Here is a 20027-nt window from a genome sequence, read left to right as displayed (position 1 = left end):
CTTATTTTACTTATGCATTTTTCTTGGAGAATTTCTTCTTCATTGTATACCAGAGTGGTCCGGTGATACATACAGATGAATAAGCACCACACACGATACCAAGCATCAATGTGAATGTAAATTCTTTCAGAGAAGTTACGCCCATCACGAACAATACAAATACCATGATAAAGGTTGTCAGGGATGTATAAATTGTTCTTGTAAATGTCTGTCCGATACTCTTGTTGACAAGCTCTTCCAGACTTTCTTTACTATCCTGTGTCCGCATATTCTCACGAATACGGTCGAAGATAATGATTGTCGCGTTGATCGAGTAACCTACGATTGTCAGCATACACGCAATAAATGTATTACCAACGGACAGTGTTCCGATGGAGTATGCCGCAAATACAACCAATACATCATGTACAAGAGCAAGCACCGCACTGACACCAAACTTCACGTCAGAGAACCGGAACGCAATGTACAGAAGCATCAATACAGAAGATACTGCAATCGCTACGATCGCATCTTTCTTCATCTCACCACTGATGGTAGAACTGATACTCTGGTTGTCCACTTCTGTTGCCTTAAACTGTGATTTCAACAGGTCGTCAATCTTTGCACTCTGCTCTTCTGTAAGCTCGGATGTCTTGAAGATAACCTGATTGTTTCCTTCTACTGTCTGAATCTGAATCGTTCCAGCATCAATACCCGCTGTTTCTGCTATCACTGGTGCAACCTCAGACTCTGCACGCTCCAGTGTATATACATCGTCCTCTGCAAAAGTAGCAGTTGTTGATGTACCACCGGTAAACTCCAGACTGTAATTTAATGACTTGCCAATTCTTGAATGGTTTACACCGAGGAACGCAAGTCCTGCAATGATCACGATCAAAGAAGCAACACCACAAATCTTGAAGTTCTTTACATATCCGTGAATCTTTGGCTCCTTTGCCTTACCATACATCTTTGGATTCTGTACGCCAAGCTCTAAGAACGAATTCAAAAGCATCTTTGTCACAAACAATGCGGTAAACATAGAAAGGACAATACCAAGCATCAATGTAACCGCGAATCCCTTGATACTACCAGAGCCAAGGATCATCAAAACAACGGTTGCAATCAAAGTTGTAATATTACCATCCAAAATCGCGGAAAGCGCTTTGGAGAAACCTGCCTTCACTGCCGCACGCACACCGCTGCCTGCAGAGATCTCCTCACGGATACGTGTGAAAATGATGACATTCGCATCCACTGCCATACCGATTGACAGGATAATACCTGCAATACCAGGAAGTGTCAGTGTGATGTGTCGGATGCTCAGAATCAAAAGCATCAATACAACATAACCTGTCAGTGCTAAGCTGGCAATAAATCCTGGGAAACGATACAGTACAATCATCAGGATACATACCAAGCCAAAACCGATCGCACCGGCGATCAAGCTTGTTGATACTGCTTTCTGACCAAGCTTTGCACCAACGATATTATACTGAATCTGCTTCAACTCCAGAGGCAGCGCACCAATCTTAATTGTTGATGCAAGGCTTTCTGCCTCATCATAGCTGGAAATCTTATTGATAACTGCATTACCATCTGTGATTGCACTCTGTACAGTTGGAGCACTTGCAACGGCTCCATCATAGATGATATAGATTGGCTTTCCAATATTGGCTGCAGTTGCAGTTGCAAACTTCTGCGCACCTTCATCTGTAAACTGAAGCTGTACAACATAATCCTTCACTGTACCACTGTCGTCCACACCTGCCTGTGCGTTCTTGATATCAGAACCTGTCAGAACTGCTTCGTATGCATCGTTCGTACCATTGTTCTGATTCTGCTGCCAGATTGTATAGTTCTCGGAATCAAGGAACAGAAGCTGTCCCGGCTGACCGAGTTCATCCAATACGTCATGCGCATCTACCTTCTCTGTGTTCAGAGGAATCTCAACCGTGATACGGTCATTTCCTTCCTGATACACTTCACCTTCTGAACTGTACGCATCGACTCTTCGCTGCAGCTTATCCACAGTTGCTTTAATCTCGTCGCTTGTCGGCTTCTCATCCTGAATCTCATAGGTTACGGACAAACCGCCCTGCAGATCCAGTCCCAACGGAACATTCGCAGTTTTACCGGATTCATTCTGTCCTACACCAGCGATTGCCATATAGATACCGCCAGCCAGAAGCAGGAAGAAAATAATCAGATTGATGACTGCTTTCCTTTTTGTTTTCTTCATCTTTTTGTCTCTCCTTCATTTATTTTACTCTGCCGCTTCGTCTTCTTCGTCATCCGCCAGAGCTGCTTTCATCATAATGGCACATTCGACACGTTTCCGCTGCAATTCACAACCCACATCGTATGCGTCTAATATATTGCCATGGAACTGATACGAATTCGCTGCACAGCCGCCACTGCAATAAAATCTTGCGAAGCAATCCTTGCATTTGTCCTTGGCATAGACATTGCAAAGCTTGAATTCTTCCACGATATCGTTTCGTTCTACACCATGGAATACATCACCCAGTTTGAACTCATCGTGTCCAACAAACTGATGACACGGATACAGATCTCCAGTTGGTGTCACTGCCAGATACTCCGTACCGGAACCACATCCAGACAGACGCTTGTACACACACGGACCACCATTTAAGTCGAGCTTGTAATGGAAGAATGTCACTGGTTTTCCTTCCTTCTGCCGGCGGATCAGATCAACTGCCAGCTTGTCATACTGCTCGAAAATCGTTGGTAAATCTTCCTCGCGGATCGCATAATCATTCTCATCTGGTGTGACAACCGGCTCAATGGAAATCTCCTTGAATCCAAGCTCGGTCATCAATTCAAAATCCTTCGTAAAGTCCAGATTGTTTCTCGTAAATGTACCGCGCACATAATAGCTCTTATCGCCGCGCTTCTCCACGAACTTCTGGAACTTCGGCACAATAATGTCATAGCTTCCCTTTCCATTTCTGGTTGGCCGCATCATGTCATTAATCTCTTTTCTGCCGTCGAGACTCAATACAACGTTTGAAATCTCTCTGTTGCAGAAATCAATGACTTCATCATTTAACAGCATACCATTTGTCGTCAGGGTGAAACGGAAGTTCTTATTTGCCGCCTTCTCCTTGCTTCGTCCATATGCTACGATTTCCTTCACCACATCAAAGTTCATCAACGGCTCACCGCCGAAGAAATCAACTTCAAGGTTTACACGGTTTCCGGAATTCTCTATCAAAAAGTCAATCGCCTGCTTGCCAACTTCCAGACTCATAAGTTCCCGTTTCTGACCATGATATTCTCCCTCATCTGCGAAACAATACTTGCAGGCAAGGTTACAATCATGTGCAATATGTAAGCAAAGCGCCTTGACTACGGTCTTTCTCTTCTTAAAATCGATAATGACATCCTTGAACACATCTTCCGTGAATAACAGTTCCTTTTCTTCTAACTCGGAAATGTCGGAATACGCATCCTTGATATCTTCCTTACTATAGGTATCTCCATACTTCTCTAAAATTGCCTGTTCAATCTCTTCGAATTTCTTATCCTTGTACATCGCAATCATATCATATACAAGGTCATCCACTACATGTACGGAGCCGCTGCACACATCAAGCACGATATTATACCCATTGTTCTTGTACTGGTGTACCACTTTCTTAGTCACTCCTATTTCTCTTATTCATTAAGGAAAGGGGACATCGCAGGATATCCCCTTTTCTTGTGCGAAGTGTATGTATTACACTTTCTTTATCTGTAATTAGTTGTTCTCGCAGCTCTGGTTACCAACTGTACAGCTTGTCTTACATGCTGACTGGCAAGATGTCTGGCATTCGCCGCAACCACCCTTAACTACAGTGCTCTTCATTGTCTTTTCTGTCAAAGTTTTGATTCTCTTCATCTTTATCGCCTCCTACTAGCATTATTAATGGATATTTTATCACATGTCCTGTCATTTGTCATCATTATTTTTTTACATTCTACTTGTAAATACGCATTTCTGCCATGTTTTATGACAGAAATGCACCGATTGCCCCTCCACCGAGGCAGATCAATGTATTAAGCAACCCGGATTGTATGATTCCCTGTGCATTTCCACGCACGATCAAAGATAACACAAGCAGGAGCACCGCATAGAACAATCCGAGCAACACGCCCCACAACAACCGCTTTACTTCCATGCATTTACCGATGAAGAATCCGCCGATGGCACTCGACAGCAGATAGATAAACACAACACCCAGTTCTACAACATTCTCACTCAATCCCAGCTTATACAATGCAAATGCCAGAATTAAAAGCAAAAGCCCGGTCACAATGTACGCTGCAACCAGTGCCTTTAAAACACAAAACGCAACCCGTTTTTCCATATAGACTCCCATTCGTCCGGTGTGGCAGACCGCCATACCCACTTGCTTTGGTTATATATATGAAAAATGAGTTGCGTTTATTACTTTCTATTTCACTTATTTACGCTTTCGCACTGGCTTTTTTCTTTGGTTCCTCCACGAGTTCCCCTGCCTTCTTCAATGCAAGCTTCGTAATGACAGGTCCTATCAGCTCGTAGATAACAACACCACACAACACGATCGTCTGGATCTGCGCGGCATACTGTGGCAGCGATTTACCTGCCGATGTGGCAAGACCAATCGCCACGCCCTCCTGCGGCACAAGCGTCAGACCAAGCCATTTCTGGACAACCTTCGGCGCCTTCGAGATCTTCGCCCCGAACGCTGCCCCCAGCGCTTTACCAATGATACGACCTACGACATAGACCGCTCCAACAACTCCGACAGATACAATGACCGTGACATCCAGCGATGCTCCGGACAAGATGAAGAACATCATGTAAATCGGTGGCGTGATCCGGTCCAGCGGCTCATAGATCTTGTCGCTCTGCTTTGAAATATTCGCAAAGATCGTACTAAGCATCATGCATGCAAGCAATGACGAAAATCCTACCATATCAGAAACGCCCACGCACAGACAGATCATCATGATCGTAATTGCAAGACGGTTGCCCCGACCGGTGTAAAACTTCACCAGCAGTGCCATGATGACACCAAGCACCGCGCCGAATAACAAACCGCCGAATATCTCGACACAAGGGGCAATCAGAAGCTTGCTTACCGGTGCACTTCCGCTTGAGCTGATCACATTGGCTACTGCCATCGAAAGTCCATATGCAATCAATGCCACCGCATCATCAAGTGCCACGACCGGAAGCAGGGTGTTTGTCACAGGGCCTTTTGTTTTATACTGCTTCACGATCATCATCGTAGATGCTGCCGCCGTCGCAGATGCAATCGCGCCAAGCGCCAGTGCAAAGCTGACATTATATCCGAGCAGAAGCAGAATTGTATCTACAACAAGTACTGCTCCCACACCTTCTGTAATTCCTATCACGAGCGGGGCTTTCCCTACTTTCTTCAAAAAGGTTGTTTTAAACTCCGCACCAATCGAAAAAGCAATGCATCCGAGCGCCAGCTCTGTCACCAGGTCCATACTGTCAATCAATTCTTCACTCAAAATCTTCAAACAGTTCGGGCCAATCAGCAATCCGATTACCAGATATCCTGTCACATTCGGGAGTCGCATCTGTTTGACAATCTTGCCTGCGATCAGTGCTGCAAGCAACATAATCCCTAAATACGTTAAAATATTCAAATCCATGATTACGCACCCAAGCCTTCCACAAATGATACCGGAAGTGCAAACATAATTCCGGTGTTCGGCTTGTCCAGTCCGATCACATCGTTGATCGTCTTGCGTGCCTTCTTCATTTCTTCATCATCTACGACAAAGAACATCATCTTTACCACTTCATGATCGTCATCATCCGCAAGGATGGAACGAAGCATTCCAAAGATCGGAAGGTCATCCATCTTCTCGACAACACTCGCCATACCGGTACCATCAACGATCGTACCTCCATGAATCCCTTCTTCTACCAGTTCCTTACAGATCTCGCTTACCAGATCCTCATGTTTCAAAATAACAACCAGCAAATTCATGTTACTCATTTTTCTGTCCTCCATATTATTCTCGTATCGAACAAGATATATTTTATTCCAAAGATGTATGTAGATATGATTCTACACAGACACGCTCTCGCTCGGTTCAGCACGCAATGGTACTAAACTCACTACGTTCGTTAAGTGCCAGCGTGCTTCAACGGTCTGTCTTAGAATCATATCTACATACATCTTCCATCTACATAGTAGTCTTGTTCGACACTATATTAACTCCTTCAGACGGTCGATGCGTCCGAATTCATATACTTTCTTAGCGTATTGTTTCGTGGTGTCGTTCGGCTCGATCAGATCGATCACCATAACCGGATACATGCCGGCACGCCCCGCCGATACGATTCCGTTGATGGAATCCTCCACGGCGATTGCCTCCTCCGGTCTTACATCCAGCATCTCACACGCTTTCAGGTAAATATCCGGTGCAGGCTTACCATGTGCAACCGTATCTCCGAACACCAGCTCATCAAAATACCGGTCAATATGATGCGCCTTCAGATATCCCGTGGCACGTTCACGCACCGTAGAAGTTGCAAGTCCAACCTTAACACCTTTTTCTTTCAGATATTTTAATGTATCTGCGACGCCCGGCTTTAGTTCCACGCCGTGTGCCCGGATATGCGCGTCCAGCTTGTTCACGACCGCTTCCCGAAAATCAAAATAATCAATTCCCATACCGACGACATCTTCAAAGCTCTTCTTGTTTGTGTACTTCGTGCCACCCGCGATACGCTCGCAGGCAACGACCATCACATCATCCGGGATTCCCAGCTTCTTGCCTTCCTCTAACTGAAATCTCCTGTATAATTTTTCCGTGTCCGTAATGACACCATCCATATCAAATACAACTGCCCGAAACATCTTCTTTATTCCTCCACGCGGACAACGATTGCAGAATAATTATCCGTCTTTGTCATGTCTGCCCGCTTCAGCACGTATTTTTCCATTGCATCTAACCAAGCCTGTGCAGAGAATGCTTCCTTGTATGTGGCAAGCATCTCTTCCTCATAGACATACTCCCAGAAACCATCCGTCATCAACACAAACGCCTGTGTCTCTCCGCGCTCCACAACCGCACTTATATCATACGTTTTCGTCCCCCACTGTGCGCCCATCGCACGCAGCAGCTTGTTCCGATCCTCGTGCGTACGGATCTCGGATTCCCTGATCTCTCCGGTATCGCATAGAATCTGTACTAAGCTATGGTCACGCGTTCTCTGATATTTTGTTCCATTCTCGTAAATCCGATACAACCGGCTGTCCCCGATATGCGCCCACTGTATCAGGTCCGGTGTGATTACAAGCACAACTGCCGTTGTCTTCATGGAGTTGCACAGATCCCGCCGCACCTGTTCTTCCAGTAATTCTTTTTGTGCCTGTTCCAATGCATCCTTGAAAAATCCGGCATAGTAGCCCTGTTTTTCAAATCCCTTTGCTATGCTTTCTGCAACCAGTTCCGATGCTATTTCCCCGCAGGCATGCCCGCCAAGTCCATCACACAAGATCAGGCAGAGCTGTTCTTCGTATGTTGCTTTCCGTATGTAATCCTCGTTGTGATCTCTTCCCCCTTGCTTTGTCAGCATCGCAACGTCTACCATGCGTCAACCTCCTACCAATTTTCCCTGTTACCGTTTTCGCTTTTCTGATTATAATATGCCCAGCGGTAGTTTGCAAGCAAAACAGGAGCATGTTCCCATGCTCCTGCCTGTGTAACCTGGTTTTATCACCGGTTAATTATTCTTTTTCTTCTTTGCTGCCAGAATAATTGCGATTCCACCGCCAAGCACTACAAGAACGCCAACACCAATCAATACATACAGAAGTACATGACTCTTCTCACCATATGTAAAGCTGATCGTCTGTTCTGCTTCATTTCCAGCATCATCATGTGCCTTCATTGTAAGCTTATAGTCGCCCTTTTCCGTAACTGTAATCGCTGCAGCATTGTCCTTGATCTCAACTGGAGAACCATTGAGCGTTACCTCATCCAGAGTATCCTCATCCAACTGAAGGGATACGTTGATGTCGTACTGCTCGTTCTTGATCTCTCCATCTTCTACACCCGTTACAATAAAGGTTGGTGCCTTTGTATCCAGATTGAAGTTTACTGTTTTCTCAGTTGCATTTCCAAGTTCATCTTCGGCTGTAATCTTCATCTCATATGCGCCGTCCTCGACTTCGGATGTTCCGTCATACTCGCTACCATTCAAGTACATATGTGCATCGCAGACAGTCAGGTCATAGATAATGTCGTTCAGATCGTAATCCCATGCAAAGGATGTCAGAGTTCCTTCATATGCGCTCATGACCTTTGGATCAATCACTGGTTTTGTCTTATCAATCGTGAAGGAAACCTCCTGTGTATCCTCATTACCTGCGGCATCCTTACAGTTTATCTGAATCTTATAGATACCATCCTCTGTAAATGTGTTTCGGATCAGCGTCGTTGCTGCTGTCGGATTATATCCGGTAATCTGCAGATCCTCTGTTTTTTCCTTATAAGATGTTGGATCAAGATATGTTCTTGTTGCCTGAATCCTTACAGACTTTGTCAGATAGAAGTCCTCCTCGATCTGTGCCTGGAACTCTACCTGCTTTGTTGTCTTGTCGTTATTTGACACGCCACTCAGCGTAATGATTGGCTTGCCTGTATCAATTCTTACCGTATAGCTGGCTGCCTCTGCGGTATGTCCAGCACGGTCTTTACCGGTAAATGTTACCTGATACTCACCTGTCTCACTAAGTGTCTCTGTCATCGTTGTCACACGTGCAGTTGGCTTGAAGTCGATGGTCTTGTAAGCGGCTTCTGCCACGCTGTCGTTTGCTTTTCTTGTGATCGTGATCGTACCAGATGCATCCCACCAGAATGCCTCTGTCATACTAAATGTCAGGGTTGTTCCTGCGTTCAGTGTCGAACCGGAAGCGGTTCCTGTAATCTGCAGTTCTGGTGCTGTCTTATCAACACGGAACTGTACATTTCTTTCTGCACTTCGGTTTCCTGCCTTATCCACAGAATATACCTTTACCTGATAATCAGCCTCATCTGTATAGCCAAATACCCGGTTATCTGTCTTCAATACATCCGCGGTTACCGGAAGCTGATCCGGTACTGTCTTAATCAACTGGTAATTGAAATCATGTACGTCTTCGTTTGCATCGCTTACAGAGAAAGCAACCATTGCATCGGAAGTCAGATCAACAACCCCCATATTCTCAGAGTAAACCATACCTCCATTGATTACTGCAGCAATATTCGGTGCATCTGTATCCTTGATAAATACAACCTGCTTTTCAACTGCATTGTTGCCAGCATTATCCTGTGCATTGATCTTGATTACACGTGCGCCAATACCGGTTGAAACATAGCTTGCCCGGTACTTGTTAGATGTACCGATTCGCTGCCATGTTACATTTACCACGTTGTTATTATCTGTTACTCTTACTCCGGAAGCTGAGATATTCTCATCCTCATAAGTAAGCTCTACCGTTACATTAGAACGATAGAAGTAATCGCAAACGGTTCCATCGAAGTTCTTTCCTGGCTGCTTGCCAGCAGTTGTACCCCCGGAAATCTTTGCTGTGACAACCGGGATTGTGTTATCCACGCGGAACTTCATCGTCTTGGAATCAATGTTTCCTGCCTTGTCTGACACATTGACTGTCACGGTGTAGTCACCATCCGCGGCTTTCTTGCCGATCAGGTTATTCAATGTGAAGCTGTTTTCCTGGCTGACATTTACCAGTTCCTTTGCTCCACTCAGATTTGTTGTCACATCGGTGTCTGGTCCCTTCACTGTGATCGTCGCCTGATTGATTGTCAGATTATCCGATACCGTTGTCTTGATCAGTACCTCGCCATCCAATGGCTGTGTAATGTTTGTCTTTCCATTGACTGTCAATTCAGCCTTAGGATTTGTCTTATCGACCTTGATCTTATACAGATTGTTTGGAAGCAGGTTCTCACTTGCATCCTGTGCATTAAACACAAGAGATGTACCTGTAATTCCTGCTGACTCCGGAATCGCAATCGTTCCGTTCACAGAAGTCTGTGTTCCATTCAATGCGATTTCCTTGTCTGTTACATTTGCCTTGCTTCCTGCCAGAGAATAACCGGCATTTGCAAGTGGTGATTCCACGCCATTATCACCAGAAGTAATCGTATAGTTGATTGTATATTCCTTATACCATGTGCTGTCGTTTGCCACATTCACCGATACAGTTGGATTGGTACGGTCATATAAAATTGTACCAAGCGTTTTAGATGCATCCTGTGGGTAACGAATCTTCTGTGCATTTCCATCTATCACATTCAGATACATACTATCCAGCTGTGCATTTATATTCGTCTTAGCAGGCAATTCAAATTTCACCGTTGTGCTGTAACGATGACTGTTTGTATCTTGTTGATTTGCAGAGGCAGCTACATCCTTTGTCTGGTCATTCGTACCGCCTGCAATCAGTTCAAACTTCTGAATGACATATGCAGAGCTTGCTGTCACTTCCAGCTGATATTTTTCATTTGTATTCTTTCCTGCTAGAACATCGCTTGTTACATCGTTTCCAGCTGCATCTATAATCACACAGTTATCTACGCGCAGGGTATCATCAATCTTTGTAACTCCACGAAGTGTCAGAGAATCTGATACATTTCCGGCTACATCCGATGCTGTAACCGCAACGAAATATGAGATATCTACCTTCAACTGATCAGATGGAATATTATATACATATGTATTTCCCGTAGTATAAGTAAACTTGTCCGTTGGTGTTACATACACATCCTGTACACCACTTTCTCCAGTTGCATCTGCAACAGTAACCACATACCGGTAAATCGTATTTAGTTCTGTCACGATACTATCTAAATCTCCAGCTGCAGAACCAACCTCTACCCATGTTGTTCCGTTATCTATACTTTTTTCAAGTTTTGGATTACTGATCACTGGTGCTTTTGCGTCGTATGAAATATTCTTAATCTGCTTTGTGCCGGTAATCGTAATCTCCGAATCACCAGCATATGCCTTTACCTCTAATGCATTTAACAGCTCTGAAACTTCCAAATCTGTTGGAATTGAAATATTCGCTGTAACTGTGTATACACGTGTTGTACTAGGTTCCGAACATACGACCTCGTCTGCATTAAATTCTTTCGTACCATCAGAAAGTTTAACATTTGTAATTTTCTTATTTGAATCTAATGTTACCTTAATCTGCTTCTTTGCAGCCAAGTGTGAAAGTATCTTGCCCTCTGTTAAACCATCCCAGCTATCATCATCTACAAATGTAACACCGGTTACCTTTGTTCCCTCTGTCGCCTGCTGGATCTTGATTGGACACTTATAATCTTTAGAATTTCCCTTGTTGTCAACTGCAGTTACAGTTACAACATCTCCGGTTGCCTGCTCCTTTGTAAGTTCGATTGTATATACATTTGAACCAGAAGCTGGAGATGTCACGGTCAAAGATGTACCATTTAATGTAGCTGTTACATTCTTAATTCCAGATGTATCTTCGCCATCCTTTGTTGGATCTTCAACGGTAACTGCATACTTGTATTTGTCGCCCACGCCATAATAAACACTATTTTCATCTATAAACCTATTCTGTATCGTTGCATAAGCAGAAGTCTCTTCATCCAGATAAGATACAGCCGAAGCCTCACAGCTAATATTTGGTGCTTGTGTATCGTTACTCATATGAGTCGAGCCAAGTTCGATGTACTCCAACACTTGTGCAGGTGTCTCATTGGATACCAGCGCCGCATATGCATAAACCTGTTTTCCACGGTTGTTCTCAGTAGTACTGATTGTATCTCCAATAAATGTATAACTGTTTATATCCTTTTTTTCAGACTCATCTGCTGCTGATCCAATTTTTACATAATATTTTACTGTCGCGCCCTCAATAGAAGCTACTGTGGTTGGAGCCTTTAATGTTGCTTCACTGACATATGAATCCGATGTCAGACTTATGCTTCCAGCATACAGTCCGGCACCTGTTGTAAATGCAGAATCCACAAAATTAACAGTAAGAACATACTGTAATTGCCAATCTGCCGCACTGTCTATTCTTGCATAAATTGCAATTTTTCGATCTTCAGTAATTGCATTAGCTGCTAAATCATTCTCAACATTTTCTGTTAAAGGAAATAAATTTTCGCCAGCAGAAAGTGTTGACTGTATTTGCTTATCCAAGGTCATAAATCCGGCACCTAACGCAACCGCATCACCACCATCTGTCTTGCATTCTGGTAATTGTAACTTACCTACCTTCTGCGCATCCTTGATCAAAGTTACGCTTTTCTCATATGTCTCACCAGTATGCGGAACCACTACACCAGTATCATCCACTTCAATACTCAACCCATTCGGTTCTTCCGACACAATCTGTAGATTGCCAGTTTTTACTCCAGTTGTACTTCCCCCTTCTGCTTTCGCGCCATTCTTATCACCGACATGGTTTGCAAATGGTACAATCAGCAGAGCAAAGACAACCCATAATGCTATGAGCTTCTTTACCGGGTGTTTTGAATTGTTTGATTTTGTTTCTTTTCTTTTCATCCTTTTTTTCACCTACCCGACTCTATACTTTCATCTGAATGAACAACTACTATATTGTAAATTACTTTTACCTTCTTCGCTAATGTTCCGGTTGTCAGCACGCTTGTACCTTCCTCGTCATCATCTGCACGTAAAACATCAGTTGCATCACTGTCGTCATCGTCGGCACGCAATACATCGGTTGCATCACTGTCATCATCGTCCATCCGCAGAACGTCGGTTGCATCCTCATCGTCTCCCCGAAGTACATCGGTTGCTCCGTCATCTCCTTCGTCATTCCGAAGTACATCCGTTGCCCCGTCATCTCCTTCGTCATTTCGAAGTACATCCGTTGCCCCGTCATCTCCTTCGTCGTTTCGAAGTACATCCGTTGCTCCGTCGTCGCCTTCGTCATTTCGAAGTACATCCGTTGCTCCGTCATCGCCTGCCGATGTATCACGAAGCACATCTGTTGCCTCATCATCCGCACCTGAACCGAGTACTTCTGTCTCGCCATCATCCGGTGTATCATAATCATTGATGCCCGGACGAAGGATGTCAGTCTCTTCAAACTTCTTTTCTTTCTTCTTTGATTTCTCCAACAGTTCGGTGGAATCGTTACCATTAGCCTTACGATCCTCCCGCGTAGAAACCGCTTCCTTCGCAGTGATCTTTCCACTTCCCATGTTGTAGTATTTTTCCTGTTCTTTCTTCGCTACGCTGCCCGGACTCGCTGTACCATCCTGCATTTCTTTCATTGCCTTTTTCGCAGCACTTCCGGTCAATTCTCCAATTACCTTCGGTATCTTCAATACAATGAATAACACGATCGCCGCAATCAGAAGGAGAATCGCCAGTACCAAGCCGCCATAGAAACATATCTCATATACGTTTTGCATGCTGATCACTCTCCCATCTCTGCTGACTGCGAATCATCGGAATTTGCATCCGGTGCCTGCGTCGCTTCTTCTTCGCTGATATCATAGCTTCCGTCCTTCAACATCTGCAACGTATCTTTTCGTTTGTACCATGTTTTGTTGCTGTCGATGCCAAGCACGTTACCACCATCATCAAATACCTGAATCAGCTTCTTTGTCAGATCTGGAATCTTCGTCGTCCAAAGCTTCGGATCCTGCTCCTGTGCCTCACACAGACGATACAGATAATCCAGATGCTCTGCATATACGTTGTCGCTCCACTCGTTCTTTGTACCGAATACCTTTTCTGCGGCTTCGTATATCTTGAGTGCATCATCTGTCTTGCCCTGTGCGTCATAACAACGTGCTTCTGTCATCATCTTATTGTAATAAGACTGGTTATACGCGTTGACAGAGGAACCACCCAGCGAAATGCTCGGATCGCTGTCTACCTTCATCTTCAGGATTCCAATATAGTCTTCACAATAACTGATTGCCATCGAATAATATCCATTGGCAACTGTTTCATTATCTGTATTTTCCTTGGCAAGTTGCTCATAGATCATGATCAGGTTATCGTCGTAACGATAATTCATATCCATAACTGCTTCTTCGTCCAGATCATTGCCTGTGTACTCGTCCAGATCTGCAACCGCCTGTTCCATCACCGTACTTGCCTGTTCTGCGATGCTTGTCTCCGCATCCTTGCTGACGTTTGTACTGTAAATCTCGCCGATAATACGATAGTTTACGAACTTGGTTGCTTCCTGGTTCGTAAAGTTGTTCTCGTTGTAGGTTGCAAAATCATTTACCGCCTGCATCAGCTCTGATGCATCCGACGTACTGTCAGATCGCAGCTCGGAAATGGATTTGTAAAAGCCTGCAAGCTTTCCATATTCCTCGTCCTTCTCGTCAATCATGCCAAAATATTTGGCTGCCTGACTGTAAGAACGCTCTTCCTCAAAATAAGTAAGTGCCAGCTTGTAAAGCACTGCGCTGTTTTTCTCAACACCACCATGTTTACTGCTGATTCGATTGGAAACCAACGTCAACGCATCATCCAGATTCAGCGTAGATTCCGTTCCGGCTTCCTCCGCCTTGTTCGTAGCATCAATGTATGCCTGTATGTACTGCTCGTAAGCTTTTTCTTCCGAGCCGTCCAGTTCGATTGCTTTCTTGAATTCTGCCGTTCCGGCTTCGTAATTCTCTTCCCGGCAGTAATTCATACCATTTTCGATATACTGGTTATAATTGTTCAGCTTAATCCGCTGCATCCCGGAATATCCGATTCCAGCTGTGATACCGGATACAACTGCCAATGCCACGGTTGCTGCAAAAAGCCCAAGCTTCTTCTTGTTCTTCTTCCGGTAGCTGTCGTCAAGCTCATCGTAATGCTCCAATGCATACATCAGCTCCGTACAGTTCTGATAACGGTCGTTCGGATCTGCCTGTGTACATTTTAAGATGATCTTCTCCAATCCAGAGGACAACATCGGATTCCACTCGCGGATCGGCTTGATCTCATACGGTGGCTCACATGGGTTCTTTCCTGTTACGATATGGTACAGGGTTGCGCCCAGATTATAGATATCTGTTCTTGCATCTGTATTGTAGATACCACGTCCCTTGGAATCACCGAACTGTTCCGGTGCCGCATAGCCTCGCGTACCAAGTGCGGTTGTATCTGCATTGTTCTCTATCTCGTACTCTTTTGCTGTACCGAAGTCGATCAGCTTTACGCCGCCCTCCGGCTTGATCATGACATTCGAAGGCTTCATATCCCGGTAGATAATCGGTGGATTCATGTTGTGCAAATAATTCAATGCACTTGCAAGCTGCAAGCCCCACTCTACCACCAACTCCTGTGGCTGTGCGCCTTCCTTCTTCAATCGATCCTGAATCGTATCACCCTCGATATAATCCATAACAACGTAGATCGTTCCATCCTGATTGATGATATCTACGATTCGCGGCAACACCGGATGATCTACGTTCTTCAGAATATTCGCTTCTCGTTCCAATCCCTTAAGCAACGTCTTTGCGGATTTCTTTCCATCATTCTTGATCTCCTTGACCGCCCACTGCTTGTTCAAACGCTTATCACGGGCAAGGTACACGATGGACATACCACCTCGACCAACTTCTGCCAAAATTTCATATTTTCCGTCTAGTACGGTTCCTTCCTTCGTCATGGCAAACCCTCTCTAAATCAAATCGTGCGAACCATTGCTACTGTGATATTATCACGTTCCCCACGGTTCTTTACTAACTCTGTCAGATATATTGCTCCATATTTCATTTTTTCCTCGTCCGTCGCCTCACCCGGTCCGATCTTCTCGATGATTTCCTCCGGTGTGATCACATGACGGAATCCGTCTGAGCAGAGCATATAAACTGCATTTCTTGTTGCAGTTCCCTTTGTAAATTCCGGCTCAACAACCGGCGATGCGCCGACACACTGCAACAGTACGCTTCGTCTCGGATCGATTTTTGCCTGTTCTGGTGTCATACGTCCCGCTGCCAGTTCTCTTGCGATAAATGTCTGGTCGTTTGTCAGCTGCTTCGCTGTCTTTGTAAGCTCATACACGCGGCTGTCGCCCACATGCACAATATAATACTGATCCTTGTACAACAGGATTGCAGATACCGTCGTACCAAGCTGCAAATGATTTTCCTCTCCATATGCGCCAAGCCGGCGATTCTGAATCTGGATAATATCATCCCACTGTGATACAAGATTCTGCTCTGTGAATGTTCCATTCTGAATTTCATCCACCAGCGTGTCATCAAACCATGTACAAAATGCTTCGATTACCTCTTTGCTGGCAACCTCGCCTTTTGCGAGTCCTCCCATGCCATCACACACGATTGCAAATGCAACATTTCCCTCTTTTGTGTTCACAACCTTGATTGCAAGAGAGTCCTGATTCGTTTCTTTTCTTGTACCTACATCGGTGTGATATGTTGCAATGTACTCCATATTACTCTCCTTTTCTCAGAAGGAATGTGAATTCCTCATCTCCCAATCGAACTTCTGTCTTATGCTTCAGAAGCACTTCCTTACCCGGCTGCAACTCTACCCCGTTTACATAGGTATGGTTTGTAGAATTGTTATCCTTAATATAGTTCACGCCATCGCGCTGGATTACAATACAATGCTCCCGGCTGATTGCGCTGTTGTTCTCTATTGCATAATCGGCTTTCGTCTTTGACTTACCGATGATAAATTCTGGTTTTGTAATATTGATGATCTCACCAGTTGATTTACGCACAAAGTGTGGAATCGGGCGTGCACCGCCAAGTTGTCCCATCAGGTTGCCGTTCTGCATCTGTGGCGCCTGTGGTCTTGGCATCTGCCCCATCATCGGCTGCCCCATCATTGGTTGTCCCATCGGAGGACGCTGTCCACCCATCGGTGGTACTGGCTGCCCCATCATCGGCTGTCCACCCATCGCTGGACGCTGTCCCATTGGTGGCATCTGTGGCTTTGGCATTTCCGGTTTCGGCATCTCTGGCTTTGGTGCCTCCGGTGCTGGTGCCTGTGGCTTTGGCATTTCTGGTTTCGGCATCTCTGGCTTTGGTGCCTCCGGTACCGGTGCCTGTGGCTTTGGCATTTCCGGTTTCGGCATCTCTGGCTTTGGTGCCTCCGATACCGGTGCCTGTGGCTTTGGCATTTCCGGTTTCGGCATCTCTGGCTTTGGTGCCTCCGGTGCTGGTGCCTGTGGTTTTGGCATTTCTGGCTTCGGCATCTGCCCCATCGGTGGTACTGGCTGCCCCATTGGCTGTCCGCCCATCGGTGGTACCGGCTGTCCCATTTGCTGTCCGCCCATCGGTGGTACCGGCTGCCCCATTGGCTGTCTGCCCATCGGTGGTACCGGCTGTCCCATCATTGGCTGTCTGCCCATCGGTGGTACCGGCTGTCCCATCATTGGCTGTCCGCCCATCGGTGGTACTGGCTGTCCCATCATTGGCTGTCCACCCATCGGTGGCACCGGCTGTCCCATTGGCTGTCCCATCGCTGGCATACCCTGTGGACGCATGTTGTTCATCACGCCGACACGATTTACTTTTACATTCTGGTTCTGTACTTCCGGAGCTGCGGTTGTATCCGCTTCCTTCTTAAGTCCCTCGTCTCTTGTATAGAAGAGACCAAGTTTCTCCATCTCCGCATCTACAAGCCCCTTTAATTTCATATTGGAATAATGATCCGTATTGATCAAGGTCAGGATTCTTGCTACATAATCATCCTTGTCTGCTTCATCAAAGCGCATATGTGACACAATATTTCGGAAGAAATCCGGGATATCAGACTGTCCCAACGGATCCTGCTTTACAGGAACCATAATGCACTTTACTGCCTTGCTCTCAGGATCTACATAGATATAATTCAGATCGCGTACCAGATAACAGATCTGCACACCTGCTGCACCAATCTCAAATGCACACAACAGTCCCTTCAGGATTGCAAGTACATCTGCCTTCTTCAATGTCTGACGCAGCATCACTTCCAGAGAAGTGTCATGATGCACATAAGAGACAATACTTCTCTTTCCATCCTCGTCCTTGTACTGGAACGGAATAATATTTCCGAGCTGTGCAACCTTGTCTGACACTCTGTCGTCATAGACATCTGCTGCTCCAAGCTGATACTCCACCAATGTCATTCCGTTTTGTTTTGTTACATTCAACTCTAACCCCTTCATTTGCTACCTCCTCATGATATGATCATCCTAATTAGCGAATCTTAAATGTAAACTCTTCATCTGCAAGTCTTACGAGAGAATCATGTGTCAGAATTTCTTCTACCCCATCCTCTACACGCTTTCCATTCACATATGTATGATTCGTAGACTTGTTATCTTTGATATAACATACCCCATCTTTTTGAATGATAAATGCATGCTGACGGCTGATCGCTCCGTTTCCGCCAACGGTATAGTCCACACCTCTGGTTGCCTTTCCGATCTTGAAGATTGCCTTGTTCAGCATGATACGCTCTTCCGTACTTACACGGATCAGATATGGCAATGCTTTCGGCGAATTGGCTGCTACAGTCGCTGCACTCACAGCACCAACGGCATCTTTTACAAGCTCTGTTACAGATTTATTCAAAATAGATGTACTCTTTGGCTTCTTGTCCTTTTCATCGTCCTTTTTCTTCTCAATGTTCATGTCATCGTAGATATCCTCGATTACAGGCACCTTGATGTTTTCTGTCTGTCCGCTTGTCGGTTCTTCGTTTTGTACGGTTGTTTCCGGTTCAGCAGACTCTGCTGTCTCAGCTGCTGCTTCTGCCTCAGCTGCCTCCATCTCAGCCTCTGTCTGCTGGATGATTGCCGCACGGTTTACCTTTACCACATTCCGCTTAACCACAGGTGGCTTGTCTAAGAAATGATCCAGATCTTCCAATGTCTGGATATTCTTGGTTGGCTGTGCTGTCGGCTTTGCAGATGGAACTTCTCCAACCAGCTCCTTGATCCGATCCTTGATCAGGTTGATATCGGATTCCTTCTTGTTTGTCTTTAACTGCAGCTTCTCGCCACCATTTGTTGCCCCCTCTGGCTTCACCTGTGACAGGATCTGCTCTGCAGCTGGGGAAACCTCTGGTTTTTCTGCTACTGGTTCCGGCTCTGGTGCTTCCTGCTTTTCCATCACTGGCTTTGGTGCCGGTGCTTCCTCGACAGGTGCTGGTGTCTCCTTGACAGCCTCTGTCGGTTCTGCCACCTTCTCCTCTACCGGTGTTTCTTCTTCCTTTACCTGCATGCCAGCTGGAAGGATACTTTCCAGTTCTTCCTCTTCCTTTGCAGGCTCCTCTGCTTCTTCCTCTTCGTCTTCTTCATCGTCGCCGATCTCCGGAAGTGGTGTATCATCCTCTTCCTGCAGGCTATTCATGATGTCGCTGATATTTTCTGCCGGTGCTTCTTCCTCTGCACTTACAACTTCTACACCGTCTGCATCAATGGCGCCAGCCTCCTCGAAGCTGATTCCTTCCTCTTCCATCAACGCCTCTGCAAGTCCGATCAAGCCACGCAGATTGAAGTTATCTCCATTGATATACGTGAGGAGCTTACCAACATAATTCAGATCCTCTTCCACATCGTATTTCATGTTCGCAAGCAGCTGGCGTACAAAGCTCTTGAATTCTACAGAAAGTGCGCCCTTGCTTTCGATTGGCAGGCACAGGAACTGTACTGTCTTCTTCTCAGCATCCACGTAGATAAATCCACGATTCAGCAATACATACGAAAGTGGAATCGCCTGCTCCTTCAAGGAAATCATCTCCTGTGCAACATTCCGCAGGATGAGCAGTACGCTCTCGCAATCATGCTCCTGCGCAATGTACTCCTCCAGAGATGTCTTGCCCGTGATCTGGTAGGTCAGATAATCGTAATCGTCATCTTCTTCATAGATAATCTCTATCAGTTCTTCCGGCGCATTATCCTGACAGTAATCCAAAACATCCTCATCTAACTCACAATCCTCGCCCATTGTGTATGACAGATATTTTTCTTCGCCAATGTTTCGCGCCCTAAAATTAAAAGTTCTCATAACGTCCCTCC

At 45.4% G+C, this 20027-nt stretch carries 14 protein-coding genes; all 14 read right to left on the bottom strand.

What is annotated here, in order from left to right:
• Nucleotides 1-10: 10 nt before the first annotated feature.
• Nucleotides 11-2221 (bottom strand): protein translocase subunit SecDF, encoded by a 2211-nt coding sequence (locus tag H9Q76_RS01600; RefSeq protein WP_021986093.1) that lies wholly within the window; start codon nt 2219-2221, stop codon nt 11-13.
• Nucleotides 2222-2245: 24 nt separating this feature from the next.
• A complete protein-coding gene (gene scfB / locus H9Q76_RS01595) occupies nt 2246-3637 on the bottom strand; it encodes a thioether cross-link-forming SCIFF peptide maturase (protein WP_021986092.1) in 1392 nt (463 codons plus the stop codon).
• A 105-nt stretch (nt 3638-3742) separates the two neighbouring features.
• The gene (gene scfA / locus H9Q76_RS01590; RefSeq protein ID WP_021986091.1) at nt 3743-3883 is read right to left on the bottom strand and encodes a six-cysteine ranthipeptide SCIFF; all 141 of its coding nucleotides are present in this window, start codon (nt 3881-3883) and stop codon (nt 3743-3745) included.
• A 109-nt stretch (nt 3884-3992) separates the two neighbouring features.
• Nucleotides 3993-4352 carry a TIGR04086 family membrane protein gene (locus H9Q76_RS01585; RefSeq protein ID WP_021986090.1) on the bottom strand — a complete coding sequence of 120 codons (360 nt, stop codon included), beginning with the start codon at nt 4350-4352 and terminating at the stop codon, nt 3993-3995.
• A gap of 100 nt (nt 4353-4452) precedes the next feature.
• The gene (locus H9Q76_RS01580) at nt 4453-5655 is read right to left on the bottom strand and encodes a cation:proton antiporter (protein WP_249321421.1); all 1203 of its coding nucleotides are present in this window, start codon (nt 5653-5655) and stop codon (nt 4453-4455) included.
• 2 nt (nt 5656-5657) lie between these two features.
• Nucleotides 5658-6005, bottom strand: a complete 348-nt coding sequence (locus H9Q76_RS01575; protein ID WP_021986088.1) for a hypothetical protein — start codon at nt 6003-6005, stop codon at nt 5658-5660.
• Nucleotides 6006-6218: 213 nt separating this feature from the next.
• Complete coding sequence (locus H9Q76_RS01570) at nt 6219-6872, bottom strand: HAD family hydrolase (RefSeq protein ID WP_021986087.1); 654 nt, start codon at nt 6870-6872, stop codon at nt 6219-6221.
• Between the two features lie 5 nt (nt 6873-6877).
• Nucleotides 6878-7609, bottom strand: a complete 732-nt coding sequence (locus tag H9Q76_RS01565) for a PP2C family protein-serine/threonine phosphatase (RefSeq protein WP_118734935.1) — start codon at nt 7607-7609, stop codon at nt 6878-6880.
• 132 nt (nt 7610-7741) lie between these two features.
• Nucleotides 7742-12571: an Ig-like domain-containing protein gene (locus H9Q76_RS01560; RefSeq protein ID WP_249321420.1), complete on the bottom strand. Its 4830-nt coding sequence runs from the start codon at nt 12569-12571 to the stop codon at nt 7742-7744.
• Between the two features lie 8 nt (nt 12572-12579).
• A complete protein-coding gene (locus H9Q76_RS01555; protein ID WP_195541650.1) occupies nt 12580-13449 on the bottom strand; it encodes a hypothetical protein in 870 nt (289 codons plus the stop codon).
• Nucleotides 13450-13454: 5 nt separating this feature from the next.
• The gene (locus H9Q76_RS01550) at nt 13455-15659 is read right to left on the bottom strand and encodes a serine/threonine-protein kinase (protein WP_118734933.1); all 2205 of its coding nucleotides are present in this window, start codon (nt 15657-15659) and stop codon (nt 13455-13457) included.
• Nucleotides 15660-15676: 17 nt separating this feature from the next.
• Complete coding sequence (locus H9Q76_RS01545) at nt 15677-16447, bottom strand: PP2C family protein-serine/threonine phosphatase (RefSeq protein WP_021986082.1); 771 nt, start codon at nt 16445-16447, stop codon at nt 15677-15679.
• A 1-nt stretch (nt 16448) separates the two neighbouring features.
• On the bottom strand, nt 16449-18170 hold the full coding sequence (locus H9Q76_RS13760; RefSeq protein ID WP_283243525.1) for an FHA domain-containing protein: 1722 nt from the start codon (nt 18168-18170) through the stop codon (nt 16449-16451).
• A gap of 31 nt (nt 18171-18201) precedes the next feature.
• Nucleotides 18202-20016: an FHA domain-containing protein gene (locus H9Q76_RS01535; protein WP_249321419.1), complete on the bottom strand. Its 1815-nt coding sequence runs from the start codon at nt 20014-20016 to the stop codon at nt 18202-18204.
• Nucleotides 20017-20027: the final 11 nt, after the last annotated feature.

This window comes from Wujia chipingensis (genome assembly GCF_014337155.1).
Classification (GTDB): Bacteria; Bacillota; Clostridia; order Lachnospirales; family Lachnospiraceae; genus Coprococcus_C; species Coprococcus_C hominis.
This window is presented reverse-complemented; position numbering and strand designations above follow the sequence as displayed.